Annotated in this window: 19 protein-coding genes; 8 read left to right on the plus strand and 11 right to left on the minus strand. The window is 36.9% G+C overall.

Features of this window, described 5'->3' with window-relative positions; genetic code table 11:
- Positions 1-8: 8 nt before the first annotated feature.
- Positions 9-785 carry a M48 family metallopeptidase gene (locus tag EHQ47_RS14540; protein WP_135777451.1) on the minus strand — a complete coding sequence of 259 codons (777 nt, stop codon included), beginning with the start codon at positions 783-785 and terminating at the stop codon, positions 9-11.
- On the minus strand, positions 782-2,893 hold the full coding sequence (locus tag EHQ47_RS14545; RefSeq protein WP_135777676.1) for an EAL domain-containing protein: 2,112 nt from the start codon (positions 2,891-2,893) through the stop codon (positions 782-784). Before EHQ47_RS14545 ends, EHQ47_RS14540 begins: the two co-directional genes overlap by 4 nt.
- Positions 2,894-3,000: 107 nt before the next feature.
- Between EHQ47_RS14545 and EHQ47_RS14550 the strand changes: the two genes are divergently transcribed.
- A complete protein-coding gene (locus tag EHQ47_RS14550; RefSeq protein ID WP_004788378.1) occupies positions 3,001-3,180 on the plus strand; it encodes a hypothetical protein in 180 nt (59 codons plus the stop codon).
- 109 nt (positions 3,181-3,289) lie between these two features.
- Positions 3,290-3,613, plus strand: a complete 324-nt coding sequence (locus EHQ47_RS14555; RefSeq protein ID WP_020777405.1) for an STAS domain-containing protein — start codon at positions 3,290-3,292, stop codon at positions 3,611-3,613.
- Between the two features lie 33 nt (positions 3,614-3,646).
- On the opposite strand, the gene EHQ47_RS14560 is transcribed toward EHQ47_RS14555, so the two are convergent.
- Entirely contained in the window at positions 3,647-5,203 is a 1,557-nt protein-coding gene (locus EHQ47_RS14560; RefSeq protein ID WP_135749081.1) for a tetratricopeptide repeat protein, read from the minus strand.
- Positions 5,200-6,717: a SpoIIE family protein phosphatase gene (locus EHQ47_RS14565; RefSeq protein WP_135777452.1), complete on the minus strand. Its 1,518-nt coding sequence runs from the start codon at positions 6,715-6,717 to the stop codon at positions 5,200-5,202. The genes EHQ47_RS14560 and EHQ47_RS14565 overlap by 4 nt, the downstream gene beginning before the upstream one ends.
- Positions 6,718-6,745: 28 nt before the next feature.
- On the opposite strand from EHQ47_RS14565, the gene EHQ47_RS14570 reads away from it, so the two are divergent.
- Positions 6,746-7,846, plus strand: coding sequence for an LB_137 family protein (locus EHQ47_RS14570; RefSeq protein ID WP_425269580.1), 1,101 nt, complete (start codon positions 6,746-6,748; stop codon positions 7,844-7,846).
- Between the two features lie 6 nt (positions 7,847-7,852).
- Here EHQ47_RS14570 and EHQ47_RS14575 read toward each other — a convergent pair whose 3' ends face one another.
- Genes EHQ47_RS14575 through EHQ47_RS14585 form a run of 3 tightly spaced genes read right to left on the minus strand, consistent with a single transcriptional unit; the run spans position 7,853 to position 11,252 of the window.
- The gene (locus tag EHQ47_RS14575) at positions 7,853-9,199 is read right to left on the minus strand and encodes a PrsW family glutamic-type intramembrane protease (RefSeq protein ID WP_135777454.1); all 1,347 of its coding nucleotides are present in this window, start codon (positions 9,197-9,199) and stop codon (positions 7,853-7,855) included.
- Positions 9,200-9,259: 60 nt separating this feature from the next.
- Positions 9,260-10,462, minus strand: coding sequence for a VWA domain-containing protein (locus EHQ47_RS14580; protein ID WP_135749077.1), 1,203 nt, complete (start codon positions 10,460-10,462; stop codon positions 9,260-9,262).
- A 1-nt stretch (position 10,463) separates the two neighbouring features.
- Positions 10,464-11,252, minus strand: coding sequence for an AAA family ATPase (locus EHQ47_RS14585; protein ID WP_135749076.1), 789 nt, complete (start codon positions 11,250-11,252; stop codon positions 10,464-10,466).
- 110 nt (positions 11,253-11,362) lie between these two features.
- Between EHQ47_RS14585 and EHQ47_RS14590 the strand changes: the two genes are divergently transcribed.
- Positions 11,363-13,273 carry a hypothetical protein gene (locus EHQ47_RS14590; protein ID WP_135749075.1) on the plus strand — a complete coding sequence of 637 codons (1,911 nt, stop codon included), beginning with the start codon at positions 11,363-11,365 and terminating at the stop codon, positions 13,271-13,273.
- Positions 13,273-13,983, plus strand: coding sequence for a carbon-nitrogen hydrolase family protein (locus tag EHQ47_RS14595; protein WP_135749074.1), 711 nt, complete (start codon positions 13,273-13,275; stop codon positions 13,981-13,983). The genes EHQ47_RS14590 and EHQ47_RS14595 overlap by 1 nt, the downstream gene beginning before the upstream one ends.
- Positions 13,984-14,046: 63 nt before the next feature.
- On the opposite strand, the gene EHQ47_RS14600 is transcribed toward EHQ47_RS14595, so the two are convergent.
- The 3 genes from EHQ47_RS14600 to EHQ47_RS14610 are packed head-to-tail and all read right to left on the minus strand — an operon-like array spanning position 14,047 to position 17,297.
- Positions 14,047-14,607 carry a lipoprotein signal peptidase gene (locus EHQ47_RS14600; protein ID WP_135749073.1) on the minus strand — a complete coding sequence of 187 codons (561 nt, stop codon included), beginning with the start codon at positions 14,605-14,607 and terminating at the stop codon, positions 14,047-14,049.
- 18 nt (positions 14,608-14,625) lie between these two features.
- Positions 14,626-16,260 carry an ABC1 kinase family protein gene (locus EHQ47_RS14605; protein WP_135749072.1) on the minus strand — a complete coding sequence of 545 codons (1,635 nt, stop codon included), beginning with the start codon at positions 16,258-16,260 and terminating at the stop codon, positions 14,626-14,628.
- Positions 16,257-17,297: a Gfo/Idh/MocA family protein gene (locus EHQ47_RS14610; protein ID WP_135749071.1), complete on the minus strand. Its 1,041-nt coding sequence runs from the start codon at positions 17,295-17,297 to the stop codon at positions 16,257-16,259. Before EHQ47_RS14610 ends, EHQ47_RS14605 begins: the two co-directional genes overlap by 4 nt.
- A gap of 51 nt (positions 17,298-17,348) precedes the next feature.
- On the opposite strand from EHQ47_RS14610, the gene EHQ47_RS14615 reads away from it, so the two are divergent.
- From EHQ47_RS14615 to EHQ47_RS14625, 3 genes are read left to right on the plus strand one after another with little or no spacing between them, the layout of a single operon-like run.
- The gene (locus tag EHQ47_RS14615; protein ID WP_135777455.1) at positions 17,349-18,728 is read left to right on the plus strand and encodes a UDP-N-acetylmuramoyl-tripeptide--D-alanyl-D-alanine ligase; all 1,380 of its coding nucleotides are present in this window, start codon (positions 17,349-17,351) and stop codon (positions 18,726-18,728) included.
- Positions 18,729-18,758: 30 nt separating this feature from the next.
- A complete protein-coding gene (gene purE / locus EHQ47_RS14620; protein ID WP_135749069.1) occupies positions 18,759-19,256 on the plus strand; it encodes a 5-(carboxyamino)imidazole ribonucleotide mutase in 498 nt (165 codons plus the stop codon).
- Between the two features lie 12 nt (positions 19,257-19,268).
- Positions 19,269-20,369, plus strand: coding sequence for a 5-(carboxyamino)imidazole ribonucleotide synthase (locus tag EHQ47_RS14625; RefSeq protein WP_135777456.1), 1,101 nt, complete (start codon positions 19,269-19,271; stop codon positions 20,367-20,369).
- Position 20,370: 1 nt separating this feature from the next.
- Here EHQ47_RS14625 and murC read toward each other — a convergent pair whose 3' ends face one another.
- Complete coding sequence (murC, locus tag EHQ47_RS14630) at positions 20,371-21,792, minus strand: UDP-N-acetylmuramate--L-alanine ligase (RefSeq protein ID WP_135749118.1); 1,422 nt, start codon at positions 21,790-21,792, stop codon at positions 20,371-20,373.
- Between the last annotated feature and the right edge of the window lie 4 nt (positions 21,793-21,796).

A 21,796-nucleotide genomic window follows, 5' to 3' on the forward strand; every position in this document is an offset into this window, starting at 1 on the left:
TGCTCAGTTTATAATTGGCAGTTGGGACGTTTCCCTTCTGCCTTTGCTTTTTCCCATAGTGCCAAAGCATTCGGCATTGCTGCATTCAATTGTTTCATCCTAGTGGCATCCGATGGATGAGTTGACAATAATTCATTTGGTTTGTTTCCACCGAGAGCGCTCATATTTTTCCAAAGTTCAACACTTTGTCTTGGATCGAATCCCGATTTCGCCATCAGTTCCAAACCAATTAAATCAGCCTCGGAATCATGTTCTCTCGAAAATGGTAATAGGATTCCAAATTTAGCTCCCATCCCGAGAGCTCCTGCAACCGTTGGTTTTCCTAAACTTTCTAAAATTTTAACAGATCCACCAGCAAGTTGGTTTTGGGAAACTCTTTCATTTCCGTGACGAGCAATCACATGGCCTATTTCATGTCCAATTACAGCTGCTAGCTGGTCTTTGTTTTTAGATACAGAGAACATACCGGTGTGAACGCCAATTTTTCCACCAGGTAAGGCAAATGCATTTGGTGTATTGTCTTTGAATACAACAACTTCCCATGTATCTACTCCCGTTGTATCTGTGGTCACTGCTAACTCTGCTGAAACAATACAATTAACATAGGCGTTTGCGATGGTAGAGGAATCGATTGGTGTTTTTGTTTTCATTTCTGAAAAGGCAGTTCCACCCATCTCATTCATTTCAGCATCTTTGACCAACAAAATCTGTCTTCTTCCCGTGGGAGACGTGCTACAATGAATAAGGATAGGGATCACAAAAACTAAATTTAAAATTCGAATCATTTCTTTTCCTGTTTTGAATAAAATTGATGAATAAAAGGGACAACTTCGTCGTTTCCAATGGGTTTTGATAACCAATAACCTTGGATTTTATCACACTCATAAGACTTAAGAAGTTCTAGCTGCTCAATCTCCTCAACTCCTTCCGCCACCACCGAATAACCGAGATCATGTGCCATGTTGATAATTGAAATTAATAAAAAACTTTCTTTTGATCCTTCTTCCACATTATTCAAAAAGGATTTATCAATTTTGACGATAGAAAGCGGAAGTTTTTCTAAGTAAGAAAGAGATGAAAAACCGGTTCCAAAATCATCCAGAGCAACCTTTACTCCTATATCAATAAGATTGGAAAGGATAGGAACAGTCTCTGTGAGATTTTTCATCGCCAAACTCTCTGTGATTTCAACTTGTAAGGAAGTATAAGGAATCCCTCGACGATTATGTAAATCAACAATCCAATGAAAAATATTTTGATCAAAAAATACTTGTGGGCTTAGATTTACAGCAATGGAAATAGGAAGTCCTTGTTTGAGTTGTACTTCCTCGATGACATTGGCTGCTTGTTCTAATACAAATTTTGTAATGGGAACTATCAAACCTGAATCTTCAGCCAAGGGAATAAACTCACCAGGCGAAACCATTCCTCTTTGTGGGTGGCGCCAACGAACAAGAGCTTCCCAATGTCCGATTCTGTTTTCTTTGATATCTAAGATCGGTTGGTAAAAAACAAATATTTCGTTATGTGTAAGAGCCTTTTTCAAATCATTTTGAATTTCCAATTGGAAATGGATTTTTTCCTGCATGGCTTGGTTGAATACGGATACAGTTCCTACCTTTTGCGATTTTGCATGAAACATTGCAATTTCAGCATTTCGCAAAAGTACGTCTGCATCTTTACCGCCAAGTCCAAAGGCAGAAATTCCACAAGACGCTGTTAGATAAATTTCATATCCACCAAGGGGAATGGGATCACCCAGTCGTTCGAGTAGCCTCATCGCATAATTAATACCTTCATCAATGGAGAGAAGATGTGTGATTAAAATCGAAAAGTTATCGGCACCAAGTCTTGTGATGATAGCATCCGAATCAGAGAATTGTTTTAATCGTTCGGAAAATATAACAAGAATTTGGTCCCCGGCTTCATTTCCAAGAGAATGATTGATTCGTTTGAAATTATCAATATTGATGCAAAATAAAATAGGATATCCGGTGCTTTTTGTATTATATGCAAAGATCTTTTGTTCTATTCTTGCAAGAAATAGTGCTCTATTGGGAAGTCCAGTAAGGCTATCGTAAAATGCATCATGGGTTAATTGTTGTTCGGCTAGTTTTCGATCTGTAATATCATGGTGGATGGCTATGTATTGAAATACAGATCCATCTTGCCTTGTGAAGGGAACAATTGTTGTATCTGCCCAATAATCGCTTCCATCTTTTCTAATATTTCGAATTTCCCCTCGCCAAACATTCCCCTTTTGAATGTTTTCCCAAATTTTGGCCCAATCTTCTTTTGTTTTGTCACTGGATTTCATAATCCTATGGTTTTGGCCAATGAGTTCTGATTTACCATAACCTGTGACTTTGGAAAAAGCATCGTTTACATAAGTGATAATACCGTTGGCATCGGTAATGGAAACGATATTGGCTTGGTCAAGGGCGAATTTTTGAAGTTGGATTTCTTGTAATGATTGGTACAAAAAAGTTTCGGTAGTATTTTTTTCTTTTCTATATACCAGTTCCCTTCGTTCCCTTTCTAAAACCTCTGTTAGTCGCACCAAATTCTTCCGATCAATGAGATCGTTGACTCCAGATTTCATATAACTTAAGTTTTTCGAGAATTCTTCGCTATCACTCAGTAGGATCACCGGGATATCGATTTTTTTGTCGTTTAAGTATTGTAAATAAACTGGGATTTCGGAATGGAAGGGTTCTCTCGTACTGCAGATGATTGCATCCCAGTCTTCTTCATGAACTGTAGTTTCCCAAGCCTGGAATGTTTCGACCACTCGGTAAAGAGGGCTGAGGCCATTGGATTTCATCTCTCGCACAAGATCAAATACACTATTAGAATCGTTTTCGAGTATTAGAACGCTAATTGGACTGCCCATTGTAGTTGCCGGTAAGGCTTTCTCTCCCACTAAGAATTCGTATTTTTCCTAAAATCTCAACCTAAAAAAGATTCGAAAAAACAAGGATTTTTCGTCTGATACCGTAAGTGCATCCGAAAACTTTTGAAACTAATTATATCAAAAAAGAATCTTTAGAGCATGAACTAAGGAAATTACTCTTGGACATGAGTGATTTGGATTATAAGGGACTCAATGATTATGACAAGGGTGGTTACGATGGTTTCAACCAAGCAATTACCTTGGTCTTAAAAAAGTTACAAACCTAGGGTTTTTTCTAATCAAAATGGCAAATGCAACAAGTGAAACAAGTTTCCACAAAAATTCTTTACAAAATTGGCAAGTAAACAGATAGTATACGTGCCAGTAGGAAGTTCAATGAATTTCACAACAAAACAAGTTAAAAATCATACAGTTGTTACTCTAGAGGGTTCCCTCGATATTTATTCTGCACCCGCATTAAAAAAAGAACTCCATAAAATCATCGATGACGGGGCCGAGTCTGTAGCAATTGACATGGTCAACATCAAACTTTTGGATTCCTCTGGAATTGCCTTACTTGCCAACCTGCAAAAAAAGCTAAAGTCGGAAGAAGGACAGTTTTTTTTACTCAATGTCAGCCAAGACGTAATGGTGATTTTGAAACTTTCGAGTTTGGATAAGTTTTTTACTATTTTAGGTGGAGAGGCGGAACTTCCTTAAACCCCCCCGGCTTCCTCTCTTTTTCATACTTTTTCAGAGCCGGAAAGATTTTACCTCTCCTCTAACCACCGGCTCTTCACTTGATTTTGGTTTTGTCCAATCCCCAGACCCATTTTGAATCCATCGGTTGGATTCTCCTTGAATTCCAGACCCAGTTACCAATTTGACAGGAATCCCCCGGTCAGCTGAAACCTGGACAGAAACCACAAGATCATAAGGGAGGTTCAGCCCAAAGGAACCAAGTTGGAGGGTGGCAAGATTCCCTTCGATTTTCACTTCCTCACAAATCACTTCCCTTCCATCTCTTAACTTAACTTTGAGTTTTAAGGGAGATTTCGGAATGTTTTTTTTCGCATCTGTTAGGTTTGGCGTTTGTTCAGTCAGTTTTGGTTTCGATTCATCGATTTCCGGAACAAGAGGAATTTTTTCCTCGGAGACAACCGCTGCTAGTTTGGTGGTTTCTCCTTTGGAATCTTCTAAAGATTCACGAATATTCTCTTTGATTTGATTCAGTTCTTTTGATTCTTCTTCTGAGAGATTGGATGCTGTTTCTGCTTTGAGAACCTTTTCAATGATAACAGGTTTTAAAACTAAACTCTTTCCTTCTTCAATATTTTCTGCAGCTTTTGCGTCACCTAGCTTTGTTGCCTCTTCTTTGGAAAAAGCTACAAGAGATTTGTTTTCTTGGTAAAAATTACCGATTAGCAACAAACGTCTGTTTGCTCGGATTGCTACTTCCTTATTTTCTTTTTGTTTTACAAGTTGTATGTATTCTTTTACTGCATTTGAAGTTTTTCCAAGTTCTTCCATTGCCCGAGCTTTGACATAAGATTGGTCTTTGGTTAAAACCGGCAGAGTTTCTAAAGTTTTTAATGTTTCTTCGTAATCTCCACTTTGGAAAAGTGAGTAAGCCAACTCTTCAGGCGATTTTTTTTTGCTTTTGAGTTCTTCTTTTTTCTTTTCGCCCTCTTCTAAAAAACTAATCAGTAAACTCGCATTTTCTGCATAGTGGGTTCCGGGAAATAAATCAATGGCTTTGGTGAGTTTGACAAATGCTTTTTCTCTTTCGCCCATCATCACCAAACAGTATCCATGATGAAGAAGTGTGAATGCCATTTCATCAGATAAAGAAGAAGTAACGGAATCTTCTAGTTCTTGGTATTTTTTAGAAGCAATTGGATACTTTCTTGTCCTTTCCATATAAAAAGCAAACTGCAACCGAATGATGGTTTTTTGTTGTTCCTCTAATTCCAAGGATGGCTTAAAATTCAAAAAACGTACTGAATTAATGACATAAAGACCGAATTGATCTTGCCAACTCATCTTTAGGTCAAGACCTTCTGTTTCCGAATTCATAATCCCTGATTCCAAGATATTGACTTTTACTTCCGTCATATAATCATCTTTGGAAAGAAACATTTGTTTTAGTCTTTCTCTTAAGGTTTGGGAAGAGAGTTCGTAGTTCATCAGTTGGTCCCGAAGAATTCCGAATCTTAACTCTTGTAGTTTGACACTGACTATGGACTGTGAAGCCAATGCAAAAAAGAAAAACAGAATAAAGAAAAGAGAGAAAAAGAAAAACTTTTTCATTCTGGTACATCAAGGACAATCATTGTGACATCATCCTTATATTCCTCATGTTTTTCTTCAAGAAGTGCCATTGCCTTTTCAACAATTTCTGAGTTTGGTAAATGGATATTTTCTAAAACAACTTCCGTAAATCTTTCCAATCCAAAAAGTCCACCTTCTTTGATCGGAGTTTCTACTACACCATCTGTATAAAGAATGATTTTATCTCCCGGTAGAACAGGGAAAGATTCTAAAGAATACTGGATATCATCACCCATACCGAGAGGGGGACCGGAACTATCAACATAAGTAATTTCTTTTGTGGATGGTCGAATGATAAACGGAGCATTATGACCTGCATTCACAAATTTTACAACTCCAGGTTCTTCAAAAACAACAAAGACCCCTGTTGCAAAAAAGGAAGCTTGGAGTCGATTGGCAATCACTTCCCCAAGTTGGTTGATTGCTTGAATTGCTGAATGATTTTCTTTCATTATGGCTTGTAAAGACATCGCCATGACAACAGTTACAAGAGCAGCCGAAACACCATGCCCTGATGCATCAGCTAAAAAGAATCCATAATAATTGTTTTCAGGAAATTGAAAGTATTGGTACAAATCTCCAGATACTTCTCTCATTGGTCTGTATAATTTACCAATATTGAATTTTTTGAATTTTTTTACAGATGGTAAAAATAACTCTTGTACTTCTTTTCCAATTTGTAGTTCTTGATTGATTTCTTCATTTAGCCGTGTAATGGTCGTTACTTTGTTTTGGATTTCTTCCGCCATTAAGTTAAATGACTTTCCTAAACTATCTAATTCGTCATTACTTCTAAAATCCCAAGTGACTCGAGATTCTAAATTTCCCGTTGCCATCTCTTTTGAGGCAAGTTCTAAAGATCCAACTCGTTTGAAAATGGCTCGGTAGACAAGAATGGCAAAAATAATATGAAATACAATTCCCCAAAGAACGGCATAAGCCACTTGGATGTAGAGTTGTTTCAATCGATCTTGAATGGTGGATATATTGAAATGAGTGAAAAGAAAAACTTCTTTCGAATCAGAAAGACGAATTGGCAAAAGAAAGTTCACAGTAAAATCAGATTCATTTAGATCTAAACTGTATCTAGCTTTGAATAGATTACCTTCCTTATCGGAGGAAACTTCTTTGGTTTTTTTTAAAACATCTTCCGCAATCTCTTTGGTACCGGTTTCAGATTCCGGTTCGGAAAGGATGATTTTTCCCTCTGGATCAAAGATAGAAAATTTTGTAATTTCATACAATTTTAAGGTTTTGCGAAAAACTTCAAAACTTTCGTCTTTGGCACCTGAAAGACCAATGGATTGGATGTCGGCAAGAATGGTATTGGCAAGGTTTTCCGACTGGAATTGAAAGTTCTTGAGGAGTAAATCCGATTGATTTTCGAAAATCATCACCGTAAAAAAGATGATATTGAGTAAGGCAAGAAGGGAATAAAAGAGTCCAATCTTAAAGCGTAAGGAATTCGTCGTTTTGATTTTGCTTTTGTTCACGGCAATTACTTGTATTGTCGATAATTAAGTGATAGAAATCTATCACAAAATTGAGATTTTCCCATTGGTTTTAGGCACCCACATATCCTCCTTACGATGTTTACGGACAGTATTTCTAACCTTTCTGCTGTTTTTGAGTGTCTCCTCCCTCTTGGCGGATAAGATTCGTTTGAAATCAGGGGAAGTACTGAATGGAAAGGTTGTCAACGTTACCGCAACACACGTGGAATGGCAGGACCAAGGCAAACGTTATAAATTCCTGAATACAGAGGTTCAAGGAATTGATGTGGGCTATGACGGACTTCCGGCTTGCGCTGATTACAAAACCTTCGGTGTGGAAGACTGCGATTTGATCCTCACCAAATTGACAAAAACCAATGCTAGTTTTTCCAAAAAAAGTAGCCCTTTGGAATTAGAGATCATTCCCATAAAAAAAATCTCTTCCTTAAAAGTTCAGGCTGAATCGGATCTTCCGATGGAACGATACATCGAACCTGGGGCCAAGGGGAAATGGGTATTTGCTGGCAAAGAAATTACAGGAAATTTCAAAACCTTGGAACGAGGTCGAATCATCATTGAGACCGATATAAAAACTCTGGAGTCGGTTGATATCTTGGATTTCCAATCTTTTGAAATTCAAAACAAATCGGTGATTGTAAAAGTTATTAAAGAAGAAACACCCAAAGTCATTCCAGGTTATTCCCCTATCACCGAAAAAAGATATGGAAAAGCGGCATTTATTTTTGGTGGTGCTTTCCTTTCCGGCTTAGGAATGTTATATGAGTACAATGCATCTGTCAATGCAATCAACAAAGATATCGAATACATCCCAACAAGTGATGGAAGAGTTTTTGTATTTGCGAATACATTAAGCACAGAAAATTATGAATTTCATAGACAACGATTTTTGATTTATTCTGTTGTCTTTACTTCAATCATCTCTTATAGTTTGATTGATAGTTTTTATTTAGGTCGAATGGAATCAAAAAAAGAAAATACCACAGGTGTCTATCTAAAACCTTTACTGGACATGAAACCCAATGCCAATACAACTTATTTAGGAATAGGAAATCAGTTTAGACCAAATGATAGTTTGTTTTATGGATTAAGTTTTGAATCCAAGTTTTAAGTGCCTTTAAACCAAAGCCTTTCTTAAAAATAAATTTTTAAAATTCTGCTTCAAACGAAGGAAATGCCATTTAAAAAGAAAAGGATATGGAATTTTATCTAGTTGGCACATGGCCCCACAATTTCCTTCTTCATTCTCCCTACACCAAAGAATGGTTCCAGAAAGACCAACAAAACAATCTAAACCAATCCAAAGGTCAAATTTGACTTTCGTATTTTCAGGAAACATCTGTGATGTGGGAAGGTAAAACATATTTGCTTGGATGTGAAACATTGCAGAGTTTTCTTCAATGTTTCCTAAATGTAAATCAACGGAACTAAATAATGGAACCGCCAACATTCGATCTCTAAAGAAATATGGATTCAAAATACCTGCAAAGAAAAACATAAGCGCTAATACAATCGGATACATCACAAAGAGAGCAAAATAATCCTGTAGCCCAAGGTCTGGAAACTTATAAGAAATCCATTCTGGTGATTCAAATAACAAATAAATGGAAAAAATTCCCGGTACTAAAAAAAACGCAGTGATAATGGAATGGCGTAAGTTTGGGTATTGTAAAAGTTTAATCCCCGAGGTGGAAATATGTTTTTGTATATTTTGAATCCAACCTTCATGTCGATTGTGACGGCTAAGAATTTCATACTCTTCCATACTCATATTCATTAGTTTCAGAATATGACCTGGCACAAGGATTCTTGATTTAGCAATTGTTAGTTCTAGAATAAAAAACAAGGAAAGAATACAAAATGGGAGAACAAAGAGTAAATCAATTTCTTGGAAAATAGAAAGATTATACAATCCATGAATTCCCACACAAAGAAAAAAACCGAATCCTAATTTCCCCCATTTAAAAAATGGATTTTTATGAAATAAAAACATCATTAAGTAAGCACCAACGAGTCCCCCATTCATCATATGGATAGGAAGAGCTGTAATTGAACGAAGCACTTGTGACCAAAGCCCGGTATTAATAAAATACAAAATATTTTCAACGAGACCGAATCCGCCACCTAACACCAATCCGTAAAAAATTCCATCGGTAACCGTGAATTCATCCTGATTTTTACTAAAAAACAAATAGATTCCCAGTAATTTAGCAAGTTCTTCTACAAAAGAAGATAGAATAAAGGAATTCCAATATGGTCCACCATCGGGTAGCCAATTTAATAAGATTGCTTGTAAGGCCAGGGCAATCCCTGCACTAAAAATAGAAAAGGCAAAAGCAGTGTATTGTAAAAAGGACTCGGTAAACCTGTAAAAATGAAATCGATAGAATGAGTAATAAAAACCCAGAGTTACTAAATTGATAAGGCAAATGACCAAACTTGGTATTGAAAATTGGTTGATCATTTGGTAAAATTAACGGCAGAAAAATCCTGAAAATCAATGAGAAATGTATAAGAAAATGGATTAAACCAAGCTTTTTACTGCCTTTCGTAAACCCTCGATGGTTAGGGGAAACATAGGGACAACATCTTCGATGGCCTCGATGGTCGGAGCACCCCAAAAACGTTTGGGTTCGGGATTGAGCCAAACCGATTCAGGGAAATAGCCGACCAATTCTTTGAGTGATTCCAGTCCACTTTTTGCTTTTCTTTGTTTTTCATCAGAGTTTGCAGAATGATACGCATAAGGATTGTAAGGTGTCCCCATTAGCTCATAAGGAGCCATATAGGCATCACCCACAAATATCAATTTAGTGTTTTTGCGAAACTTCTCTTCGAAATGTTTGAGCGAGATCCTTGATTGAAATTCGTGGTTTTCGTATAAATATTCGTGAAAGATATTATGAAAAAAATAATTATGAACTTCTTTGAAATGATAGAGTCCTCTGCTGGCACTAAAAAGTTTGCTCACTCGATCGGAATGCGGGGTCATACTCCCCCCAATGTCCATTATGAGTACGAGCCGAAGTGAATTTTTACGTTCTCTTTCTTCTACAAGTTCTATTTCACCTCCATTTTCACAGGTTCTATCAATCGTTTTATCAACATGGAGTTCCCTCCTTCCTTCTTTTTTTAAGAAGCGGAGTTCTTTTAAAGCTAGTTGAATGGACCTTGTATCTAAAATTTCATCTTCTCTGTATGCTTTGTATTTTCGTTCATTCCACAAACTAACGCCAGATCGATTCCCTTCTCCTTCCGTATTTCCTCCAATGGAAATTCCATTGGGATTATATCCAGAATTGCCAAAGGGTGAAGTTCCTGAAGTCCCAACCCATTTATTTCCGCCATTATGGCGTTCTTTCTGTTCCTCTAATCTTTTTTTTAGTTCTTCAATGACTTCTTCCATACTCATGTGAGGAGCATTTTGTTTTTCCGCATCAGTTAAATGTTTTGGAATATTTTCTTCCAACCATTCAAATAAGGTATCTCGAAATTGGATTCTTTGTTCTTTCCAAGAACCAAAGGTTTGGGAAAAAGCTAAATCATAACTATCATAGTATTTTAAATCTTTGACAAAATTGAGGCGTCCTACTCGGTACAATTGATCTAAACTCATATATCCAGAAGGGTCCGTTAACTTTCTTAAGGTGGCAAGAAATGCAATCAACTCTCCCGTAGAACAAGGAACAGATTCTCGCCTTAGATTGTAAAAAAAATCCAAAAACATATCAGTTTAAGTAAACTCGGTAATCCTCTTCCGATTTAAATAAAGTTCCGGCAAAAGGAATTTTACTCGATTCCAAAGTTTCTCCAGAAACTAGAAGAACTTGAATCCAGTCCAGGAGTTCACTCGTAGAAGGTTTTTTACGAAGGCTTTCAATTTTTCTTATCGAATAAAACATTGCCAAAGCTTTTTCCATAAATTCTGTTTCAATCGAAGGATAATGTGCGCGGATGATCTCTTTCATTGCTTCCCGTTTTGGAAATTCAATGTAATGAAAAATACATCGTCTTAAAAAGGCATCTGGTAGTTCCTTTTCATTATTCGATGTGATGATGACAATTGGTCTTTCTATTGCAACAATATGTTCCTTGGTTTCCGGAATAAAAAATTCCATTTTGTCTAATTCCAAAAGTAAATCGTTAGGAAACTCAATGTCTGCTTTATCAATTTCATCAATGAGAACCACCGCTTTGTGGGATTGTGAAAATGCTTCCCCCAGGGCACCAAGCCGGATGTAGTTTTTGACATCCCGAACTCGCAGCATTGCCTCCTCTTCTGGAAACCGCGAATCATTCAGCCGAGAGACCGCATCATAGAAATATAATCCTTCTTTTGCAAGGCTTGTGGATTTGACATGCCAGCGATAGAAAGGGAGTTTTTTGGTCTCGGCAAGGAAACTTGCGAGGAGTGTCTTTCCAGTCCCTGGTTCTCCTTTGAGCAGGAGTGGTCGCTTTGTAATTTCTGCAACTTGGACCGCTTCTTTTAGATCTTCGGACAGGATATAATCAGCCATGGTGTACCTTTTGGACTCCAATCTTTTCAGAAAAACAGGGGAATCCACTAAAAATTGCTTTTTGTAAGAAATTGAATTCCCATATTGAGGAATTGGAACGATAGTAAATTATGGGCGATTTTGATAATACGAAACGAGCAATTGGCGTAGGGAAACTGGATGATTCTGCAAGAAAGGATATGTTCAATAAGTTTGTCAATGCCGGCGGGGAGATCATAAAGGAAAAACAACCGCCAAAAGAAGACGACACAAAAAAAAGTCGCCCGGAACCTAAGGTGCGCCAAAGCACAGTTTCTCGTGGTGGTGATGACAGCCGTTCGGGAAGTCGAGGTGGAAACCAAAACAAATCCGATTCAGGGAACACAAAGTCCCAGGCAGATTCCAAAGCACAATACGAAAAAGAGATTAGTAGTTTTTCTGCTCGGTTTGGAATCAAACTGAAATGTTGGCTTGCGCGAGTCACTTCTTTTGGTTCGAGTGATCTCACTCCTAAGTTTATGCACGACTTTAGTATTCGCGCAAAACAAGCATTAATTGAGTTACAATACAGCGGAAATGAACTTTTAGCCAACCAACAATATTCTCCGCAATTGAGTAAGGCACTCGATAAAATTAATCCTCTACTTGTCGAATTACTTGCGATGGGTCAAAAACTATACAATGGACCTGAATTAACAGACATTACAGACCCAATCATGGTAGCACCAGAGTCTCCCGTCGCCATTGAACGAGTAAAAAATCCTATATTCGCTCTTTTTAAAAGGATGTATATTCTTTATCCTTACCAAGAGACTTTGAAAAAATCTTTTGTCCAAGCATACGATGAATTACAAAAATTAGAGGGAAAACCTTCTCTTATTTATGCGAATAAAAAACGCAAAGTAACACAAGAGATCGATAACCTATTTGAAGGTTTTTTCGACAGACTCTATCTTGTTGTCCTTCGGGCAGAAAATAAAAATATTCCACTAATTTCTCGTTATATGGAAAATCTCCTTGGGATTAACCCAGAAGATCGCCCTGGACAAAGAAAATCAGGTGAAAACGTTCCTGGTGGAAAAGAATTAGAATCTAAGGATTCAAAAAAAGAAGAAGAGAATAAAGAAGAGGATAAAAAAGAAGAAGAAATCCCTCTTTCCAAAGAACAGGCGTATGGACTGCGTCTGATGCAGATGTATTCTATCCCCAAACTTCGTAAAAAGTTTGATCCAAAAAATGAATACGCTAACATTCCGGATTCAGACAAAGCGTTACTTGCATTGTTTTACTTTTATGAATTTGATGATGAATATTCATTTGTGATGACCACAAAAAAAATTGATATCAAACCTGGCTCTGTCAATGGAGTGAAGGTGGATTATCGTCAAAAGATGTTGGATATCTATGAAGGCACAAGAACCATCATTGACCAATTCCGAATTTATAATGACATTCTTAGAGAATTAGAAAAACACAAAGCAAACCCGGGCGCAAATTATATTGAAGCTTCAAAAAAATTAACTGGGATTGAACAAAAACGTACAGGACAATCGAGAACAGTTCGTTTGGCGATTAAAGAATTTAGCTTAAAATCTAGAGATTCCCTCCTCGTGCTCATCAAAGATATGAAGGGCAAAAAGGAAATCGTCGCAAACATGAATGATGTTTTAACTTTGGATTCCATGGAGTCTCGTAAAAGACTCAATAAAAAACCAGTGAAACAATGTATCATGGAATCTTATTGTTATTTGATGGCTTTGTATGATCGGCTAGAAACCGGAGATTTGTTTGGTGGACTTGTGGAACTTACACCAGATCAAATGAAATCTTCATTCGGTGTAGATGTTGGAAACGGAACCGTAGAATCTAGTGGAACAGAACTTGCTGATTTGGATAAGGAAACAAATGAATCAGAAACGATGAACCAAACATCAAATGATACAGAAAGTACGGGTGCAAGCGATGTTTCAACAAATGAAGAAAATGACAGTTCTGATGATCCTTTAGATGATGACATATTACCATCGGGGAATCCTTTTTAATGGCTGTCATCAAAATCGCAATTTATCAAAAGAACTTACACAAACGGATTAGCCCAGAGGAAATTGCCAAAATCCAACAAACTAAGGCGCATTTTTTAATTTTACCAGAAGGTTTTCCTCACTTCTTTCAAAGTGAATCCCCTGAAAATGCGGCGAATCACGAAAAAGAATACCAAGACCATTTATTAGAAATCTCTGAAAGTTTCTCTGGAGTCATTTTGGGAGGAACTCATTACCGGAAAAATGAGGAAGGACTTTTGGTTTCGGCACTTCCGATTCTCCAATCCTTAGTTCTTGTTGATTTTTATGAAAAAAAATCTCCTTCTTCCTCGAAAGAACCAGGTGTGAAGGATGGAAAAACTGAATCTATTTTCATTATGGGTGGACTTCGGTTTGGGCTTCTTGTCGGAGAAGATTTGGAAAACAAATCCATTTGGGAAGAGTTTAAAAAAGAGAATATCGAAATTATTTTTTACCTATCTTCAGCAGAACAAAGCCGTTCATATGAAGAAGATCTAACTTACTTTGAAGCACTTGCAAAAGAAAAATCAGTTCATTTCATACGTGTTTGTGGTCCATCAGAAGGAAAACCTGCAAGAAGTTTATATGCTTCACCTTCGGGAATCAATTGGAAAGTGGGAAAAGTAGAAGAAGACAAGGATGTTTTAAAAACTTTGTCAGTGAATGTGATGAGAAGTTATTTGTTATAATCGTATTTGATTTGGGACAAAATTATAAATGGTTTGTCCCAAAATTGATTCTTTTTTCTAATTTTATTTTTTATCTAACTCTTTCCAATCCATTGTCAGTAAAAGAATTACGATTCCGATTGAAACGCAAGAGTCTGCGACATTGAACGCAGGCCAACGGTCGAAGAGTAAAAAGTCTGGCCACTCAAAATCTAAAAAGTCAACGACACCAATGTATTCAATCCCTGGTTTTTCAGGAGTGAATCCAAATCGAAAGCCTTCTCCCGGAATTTTTACAAAAAATTTATCTAAAAAGTTCCCGAATGCACCCGCCATAACAAAGTTCCAACCCCAGGCGTTTCCCAAATCGGCATTTTGCCAACGGTAGAAAATAAGAAATACAATCGCAAATCCAGTAGCAAACAAAGAAGGAAGAGCATTGTCTTGGAAAAGACCAAATACAAAACCTGTATTAAATGTTAATGACAATCTAAAAAAATCACCTAACACAGGAATACTTTCATGAGCTAACATTTTAGTGATGATGATGTATTTAGTGATCAGGTCTAAAAAAAGACCAAATAGAACAAAAGCCAAGTATCCAGGTTTAAAGACAGAAAAAAAAGGAGTTTTAGGTAGATTCATAAATTAGAGAGGGTCCGTTTATTTTTGTTTCCAATAACTTAGACTTGATTTGGCTAAAGACCAAAAACTAAGTCCTGATAGTATATAAAATAATATGCTCGGTTCTTTCCAGAATTTTTCAGAATAATACATTCCGAAAAAGAAAAATATCGATCCTAATGCGCCAAAGGTGAATATTTCCTTGAGTCTTAGCTCCTCTTTTCTGGATGAATCTGGGGTTTGGAATTCGCCTCTGTTCCATTTATATAAAAACTCATTTAATTCCTTCGGTAAGGAAAAAAGACTCGTAATGAACTCCTCTCCCTCATCTTTCCAAAGTTTTTTTAAGGAACTTCCTTTCAGAACGATTTGAGAAAAGGGTTTTTCAGCATATTCAATCATTGAACGCGTCGGATCAAGATAAGAGGAATTTCCAAGTAATAGGGCCAGAACACGGTGGAGACTCAGGAAATTTGGAGGTAGTTTTAGACTAGAAAGCAATCGTTTCAAACTTACTTGGATTTCTTTTAAAAAACGGAGGTCTTCGGCGGGTCTTAGTGTATCAAAGCTGATATTACGAAAATGATCTGTCGAATCAAGGATACGATTTAGTTTTTCAAGTGAGTATTTGACAATTTGGATGAGTTCTTCTTTTGATAAGGATTCTGTAACAGCACCTAACTCAAATAAGGATTCTGTGATCAAATGGTAATCTTTTCGCATTGCACCAATTAAAATTCTTTCTAAAATACGTGTTTCTTCTTCGGAGATGGACTGGACGGCGCCGAAATCGATAAAACAAAGTTCCCCTGTTTCCATAAAAATTAAATTTCCTGGATGTGGATCTGCATGAAAAAAACGATACTCAAAGATCATAAGTATATAAGCCCGAATTAGTTTTTCTAAATTGGGATTTTTCTTTGTATAAGAATCTAAAGGTTCAATTTCATAGATTTTTTTACCCTCCACAAATTCTGTTACTAATGTATGTTTGTTACATAGTTCTTCAATGGGAGTTGGAAAAAAAAAATCTTTCTCCAAAGCAAATAATTGTTTCGTATATTTTAGGTTTTTTAACTCACTTCGAAGGTCTAGTTCCGAACGTATCATTGTGTTTAATTGTTCATTCACTTCTTTGGCTGAAACTTTAAAAACAAATCGATCAATAAGCCAAATCACCCTAGAAATAGTTTTTAGATCGCGAATGGCATCTTCTTCAATTTTTGGATAGAGGGTTTTGATTGCTACTTTTTTGCCGTTATAATATCCGATATGAACTTGGGCTGTGGATGCACTTGCATAGGAGGTTTTATCTAAATCGGTAAAGATTGTGTCCATTGACTTTTTATAGTCATATAGCCAACGTTCGTTGATTTCTTCAAATTCTCTAGGTGGGATTTTGTCCTGTAAATCCTGGAGTTCCCATAAAAATTCTTCTGGTAGTATATGGAATAAATTGCTGACAAATTGTCCAATTTTGATGTAAACACCGCCCATTGCAAAAAAAAGATGTTTTGTTTCTTTGCCTTTTCTTTTAAGAAAGTGAATGCGGATGGATTCGTATTTGGGTTCTGAATAAAATTTCTTTTTGAATTTTGTCAAAAAAAGATGTTCTATCCAGGTTTTAATAACAAATAGATAAATCGAAGCGGACCTGTGTTTTTTAGAGTTCATTGTTTTCGCCTGTAAATTGATTCTATCAAGTTTAAAATTTCGATATTATCAGAAAGAGTTCCTTCCATTCTTTGTTTTTTTCCTTGGATCACTTGATTTATTTCTTCATAAATTCCAATGAATGCATTTGCTGTTTCTGGTTTTGGGAATTGTTTGGGAACGAAAGGAACCAAACTCTGAAACCCTTGGTATAACTGAGACGGTACGGATTGATAAAAAGAAAATCCATCATTTGAACATATGATTCGATTTGAACTTGTATGAATGTCTATTTCGAATTGAAAGTAGTCTCGTCCACCTGATACATCTAAAAATACTTCTACACCGGCTTGGTTCTGAAACCAAGCAACAGCTCGTGTTTCTACAGAATTTTTTTTTGGCCTTTCCAATTTGGAATGGAGTAATTTAGGTTTTCCAATCAACCAGTGGATCAAATCAACTGCATGGGTTCCGTCATGAAGTAAAGGACCGCCTCCTAACTTAGAAAAAGCAAGGCCCGGATTTTTGGCTGATGTGAAAACGGATGCTCGAATGGATTTGAGTTCACCAAACACTCCCTTGGTGAGTTGGTCTTTCACAAATTGGTAACTGGGATGATAACGTCTTTCATGGTTGATCCAGATCCTTGTGTTGTGCTTTTTGGCCAACTGATGGATTTTCTTTGCTCCATTTTCTGAAAGAGCCACAGGTTTTTCGATGAGTAAGTTGGGAATTCCTGATTGGATACAATGAATGGCCCAATCTTCATGGTAAGAACTGGGGGTCGAAATAACTGCTAAATCGATAGAAGACCCGAAGGAAGTTTTTCTTGGATCATTTGGCACTAGTTTTGCATCCTGATCCCATTGGGATTGGAACAATTCGCATTTTTTTGGGTCGGAATCATATCCAAGAAGAAACGAAAACCGTTTTTTCCCCCACTCGGATTGTAAAACACCCATATGGGTACAAGGTTTTTTACGAAATGGATCCCTTTCCAAACCGGAACAAATCCGTCCTAGACCGATCAGGATGGTTTTGATTTTGGATCGTTTCATTTATCTTTTTCTTCCAAATCTTTCTTTCTGAAAGAAACTGGCGTAGAAGCTATGATCGCACCATTTGAATATTCCCTGTCAACTATTCTAAGTTTGTTTTCCAAAGACTGGCACTGGGAACAAACAGAGAATCCTACTTTCCAATGGATCACTACCTCCTCTATGGAAACAAAAGACCGGTCACTATTTGTACCTCTGCAGGGAACAAGAGATGGACATGAGTTTATCTCTGATGCCTTAGCCAAAGGTGCTTTGGCCTTCCTCTGCGAAAAAAATCATCCGATTTTAAAAACTCTTTCCGAATCCGAAAGGAACAGGGCCATCTTAGTTCCCGATTGTTTGGTGGCACTCGGAAAACTTGCAAATTATCACAGAAATCGATTCCAACCCATTGTTCTTGCGATCACAGGTTCTTCCGGAAAAACAACAACCAAGGATTTGTTAGGTGGTTTGTTCAATTTTTTAAATCCAAAAACTCTCGTTGTGACAGAAAAAAATTATAATAATGAAATTGGATTACCTTTTACTTTATTTCGAATCACAGAAAAAACTCGAGTTGCCATTTGTGAACTTGGGATGAACCACAGAGGAGAGATTTCAAGGCTTTCTCATATTGCAGAACCCACACATGCACTTATCACCAATATTGGTTCAGCTCATATAGAAAATCTCAAATCAAGACAAACAATCGCAGAAGAAAAGATAGATATCATCCAAGGAATGCGCCCCCACTCTGTTTTATTTGTACCGGATGATTTGGAATTTTTAAGCCGGGTAAAACTCAGAACGAAACAAAAAAATACCAAACTCATCGTTTGGAGTCATAAAAAGAAACCAAACTTAAAAACAATCCAAGTAAAACCAAATGGATTTCAACTGGAATGGAATGGCCAAAAGGTGGAATGGAAACTCCCTGGAGAAAAACTTTTAAGCAATGTTCGCGGAATGTTTGCAGTTGGTATACATTTCCAAATAAATCATCATCAAATTTTAAAAACAATAGAAACTTATAAAAGTCCCGACAAACGTTTGAATATCAATCGAGGATATTATACGATCATTGATGATTGTTACAACGCAAATCCTGAATCAATGCTTTCAAGCATCGGAGCGACAGGCCAGTTTGCGGGAAATAAAAATGTAGTCTGGATCCTTGGTTCAATGAAAGAACTTGGGAAATTTTCAAAATATTACCATGAAGAAGTTGGCAAAGAAATCCAAAAAATTGGGAAAGGAATCTTACTTGGATTTGGCGAAGAAACAAAGCCAATGGTAAAAAAAGTTCCGGATGCCCGATGTTTTCTGGATGTGGAAGAACTTGTTCAGTTCGTAAAAACAAACGTGCCAAAAAAATCTGTTTTGCTCGTGAAAGGTTCAAGGTCTATGAAAATGGAACGAATTGTTATGGCCTTGGAAACATTTAAGGGTTGATCCAGAATTGGCTTTTCCTAGATTACACGTATGCCTACAAATCTACCTAAAGTAGCTGTGATCATGGGTTCTCATTCCGATTGGGAAACCATGAAAGAAGCTTGTGATATTTTGTCAGAGTTCGGAGTTCCTTATGAAAAGGAAATTGTGTCCGCTCATCGTTCTCCAGAACGAATGGTAGAATTTGCGAAATCGGCAAAACAAAATGGTTTTGGTGTGATCATTGCTGGTGCTGGTGGTGCTGCCCATTTACCGGGAATGACGGCTTCTCTAACCACGTTACCCGTATTAGGTGTTCCAGTTCAATCCAAAGCATTGAACGGAATGGATAGTCTTCTTTCTATTGTACAAATGCCGAAAGGTGTACCTGTTGCCACTCTTGCCATCGGAACCAGTGGTGCCGCAAATGCAGGTTTATTAGCAGTTCGGATTCTCTCTCTTTTGGACCAATCATTACATTCAAAGTTAGAGTCTTATGCGGATACAAATCGAAAGTTAGCTCTTTCGAAAAATGACCAACTTATCTAAAGAGAATCATATATGAAAATTGGTGTTTTAGGATCGGGTCAGTTGGGCCAAATGATGTGTTTAGAAGCTCTTCCCCTTGGTTATGATTTTTACTGTTATTCTCCAGATAAAGAATCACCTTGTATGCGTGTTGGGGCTTTTTCAACCGTTGCATCCTATGATTCACTTTCTGATTTAAAAGAATTTCTTTCAAAAGTAAACGTTCTGAGTTTTGAATTTGAAAACATTCCCAAAACCACCTTAGAATTTTTGGAATCGGAATCAAAACAAACCCCTATTTATCCACTACCGAAAGCTTTGCTCATTGCCCAAGACAGGTTTTTGGAAAAAACACATTTTAGAAAATTGGGATTTAGAACTGCTGAGTTTTTTCATCTCACAAAAGATAGTTCTAATCAAAAAGTTTCAATTGGTTTTCCTTGGATCATTAAAACCTTACGTTTTGGATACGATGGGAAAGGACAGGTGAAAATCCAAGATGAAAGCCAATACAAAAAGTTTTTAGAAACTGCCTTTCGAAATGAAAACGAAGAATACTTAGTTGAAGAAGTAATTAAGTTTCAAAAAGAAATCAGCATCATCCTCACTCGGTTTCAAAATGGCGAAATTGTTTGTTATGGTGCTGTTGAAAACGAACACAAAAATCATATTCTGGATCTTTCAATTTATCCAGCAAGAATTCCCGCTGGGCTTAATTTAGAAGCCATCGAAATGGCCTCAAAATTAGCGGAATCCATCGGTTATATTGGAACCATTGGGGTAGAATTTTTTCTCAAAGACAATCATTTGTATCTCAATGAATTTGCTCCTAGACCACATAATACTGGACATTTTACACAGGATTGCCAAAGTTTTTCTCAATTCCATTTGCATGTTTCTGCCATCACTGGGAATCATCCCCCAACAGATGTTAGGCCAAAACCAACCTTAATGAAAAATATTTTGGGTAATCAATATGAGGAAAGCCTAAAGATTGCTCGTACACTTCTAAAAGATGATAGATACCAGTTACATCTTTATGGAAAAAAGGAAGCGAAAATCGGAAGGAAAATGGGACATATGAACTTTAAAGGAAATTTAGAGGAAGTAAATCCCCTGTTCCACGATTTATAATTCATTCATTGGTTTTTAGTAAACTAAGCCCCCAGTCTCGAACATTACCAGCACCCAAACAAAGTAGAATGTCTCCTTTGTTTAATTTATGTTTGATGGAAGTTAAATCGGATTCGATTTCTCCACTTAACAATTCAGTGTTTTCGGAATTTAGGAATGGTAAAAAAGATTGGTGGCTGATTCCGGGAATTGGAGTTTCCCCAGCAGAATAAATTGGAAGTAAAAAAAGATTATCTGCACAAGCCAAAGACTTAGCCAAATCTTCTAATAACAATTGAGTCCGAGTGTATCGATGTGGTTGGAAAACTACCACAAGTTTACCGGTTGATTTCAATTGGTTCGTTAGGGAACAAATGACCATTGCAATTTCTGTTGGATGGTGACCATAATCATCCATAATCGTCACTTCGTTCCAAGTTCCCAAAGTTTCCTGTCTTCGTTTTACACCGATATAACGAGAAAGGATTTCCACTGAAATTTCTGGTAGAATCCCTGTTACATAGGCACCTGTTAAGGCGACAAGCCCATTTGTCAAATAATGAACACCCGGATATGGAAGTTGCAGAAAATACTTCTTAGGCTCGGGAAATTGAAATTCTAAAACGCCATCTTTGATTTCATAAACAATCGAAACCAATTGATTGCCGAGTTTTGATTGCAGTTTTCGAAACCATTCTTTCTCTAATTCTTTTTTCTCCAGACAAAGATACAGATGGAAATTTGGATGAAAGAAAATTTCCTTTGTTTTATGAGTCAGTACATCCCGAATCCCTGGATCATTTGCAAATAAAACAAGGTCCCCTTCCACTCCAAAGGCCATATATTCAAAAAAAGCATCTTCCAAACGATCTCTTGTTTTGTAATAATCCAAGTGATCGTTATCAATATTTGTTAATAAACGAATAGAAGCTTTGTGTTTCAAAAAACTTCCATCAGATTCATCTGATTCGTAAACAGCAAAACTTCCTTTCCCTATTTTTCCTCCTCTTTTTTCAAGAAGGCTTGTATCTCCACCAATCATAATGGTAGGATCCATTCCCTGTTCGGAAAGGATTTGGGAAACCATCGTTGTTGTTGAAGTTTTGCCGTGGCTACCTGCAACAGAAATTGATCTCTGGTTCGAAACAAGCAGGTGCATAAATTCAGATCTATGTTTTAAAGAAATTTGTTTTTCTCTAATTTCATCAAACACTTGTTTGTGTTTGTCATTGATAGCGGAACTATAAACTACCATTTCTATTCCATCTAGGGGAATTTTAGAAATCTCATTTTGTATCAGAGCCCCTCGTTGTTCTAAGTAAGCAGTGGTATCTGTTTTTTTTTGATCATATCCCAAAACAGGAAGGTTTAAATCAAGAGCCATATGAGCAAGACTCGACATCCCACTCCCACCAATTCCTAAAAATAAAATCGGACCTTTCATTTCT

This window comes from Leptospira bourretii, assembly GCF_004770145.1.
Lineage (GTDB): Bacteria > Spirochaetota > Leptospiria > Leptospirales > Leptospiraceae > Leptospira_A > Leptospira_A bourretii.

Coding starts and splice junctions, on each gene's coding strand:
- EHQ47_RS14540 (WP_135777451.1), bottom strand. CDS start 785: ATGATTCGAATTTTAAATTTAGTTTTTGTGATCCCTATCCTTATTCAT.
- EHQ47_RS14545 (WP_135777676.1), bottom strand. CDS start 2,893: ATGGGCAGTCCAATTAGCGTTCTAATACTCGAAAACGATTCTAATAGT.
- EHQ47_RS14555 (WP_020777405.1), top strand. CDS start 3,290: ATGAATTTCACAACAAAACAAGTTAAAAATCATACAGTTGTTACTCTA.
- EHQ47_RS14560 (WP_135749081.1), bottom strand. CDS start 5,203: ATGAAAAAGTTTTTCTTTTTCTCTCTTTTCTTTATTCTGTTTTTCTTT.
- EHQ47_RS14575 (WP_135777454.1), bottom strand. CDS start 9,199: ATGATCAACCAATTTTCAATACCAAGTTTGGTCATTTGCCTTATCAAT.
- EHQ47_RS14580 (WP_135749077.1), bottom strand. CDS start 10,462: ATGTTTTTGGATTTTTTTTACAATCTAAGGCGAGAATCTGTTCCTTGT.
- EHQ47_RS14585 (WP_135749076.1), bottom strand. CDS start 11,252: ATGGCTGATTATATCCTGTCCGAAGATCTAAAAGAAGCGGTCCAAGTT.
- EHQ47_RS14590 (WP_135749075.1), top strand. CDS start 11,363: ATGGGCGATTTTGATAATACGAAACGAGCAATTGGCGTAGGGAAACTG.
- EHQ47_RS14595 (WP_135749074.1), top strand. CDS start 13,273: ATGGCTGTCATCAAAATCGCAATTTATCAAAAGAACTTACACAAACGG.
- EHQ47_RS14600 (WP_135749073.1), bottom strand. CDS start 14,607: ATGAATCTACCTAAAACTCCTTTTTTTTCTGTCTTTAAACCTGGATAC.
- EHQ47_RS14605 (WP_135749072.1), bottom strand. CDS start 16,260: ATGAACTCTAAAAAACACAGGTCCGCTTCGATTTATCTATTTGTTATT.
- EHQ47_RS14610 (WP_135749071.1), bottom strand. CDS start 17,297: ATGAAACGATCCAAAATCAAAACCATCCTGATCGGTCTAGGACGGATT.
- EHQ47_RS14615 (WP_135777455.1), top strand. CDS start 17,349: ATGATCGCACCATTTGAATATTCCCTGTCAACTATTCTAAGTTTGTTT.
- purE (WP_135749069.1), top strand. CDS start 18,759: ATGCCTACAAATCTACCTAAAGTAGCTGTGATCATGGGTTCTCATTCC.
- EHQ47_RS14625 (WP_135777456.1), top strand. CDS start 19,269: ATGAAAATTGGTGTTTTAGGATCGGGTCAGTTGGGCCAAATGATGTGT.
- murC (WP_135749118.1), bottom strand. CDS start 21,792: ATGAAAGGTCCGATTTTATTTTTAGGAATTGGTGGGAGTGGGATGTCG.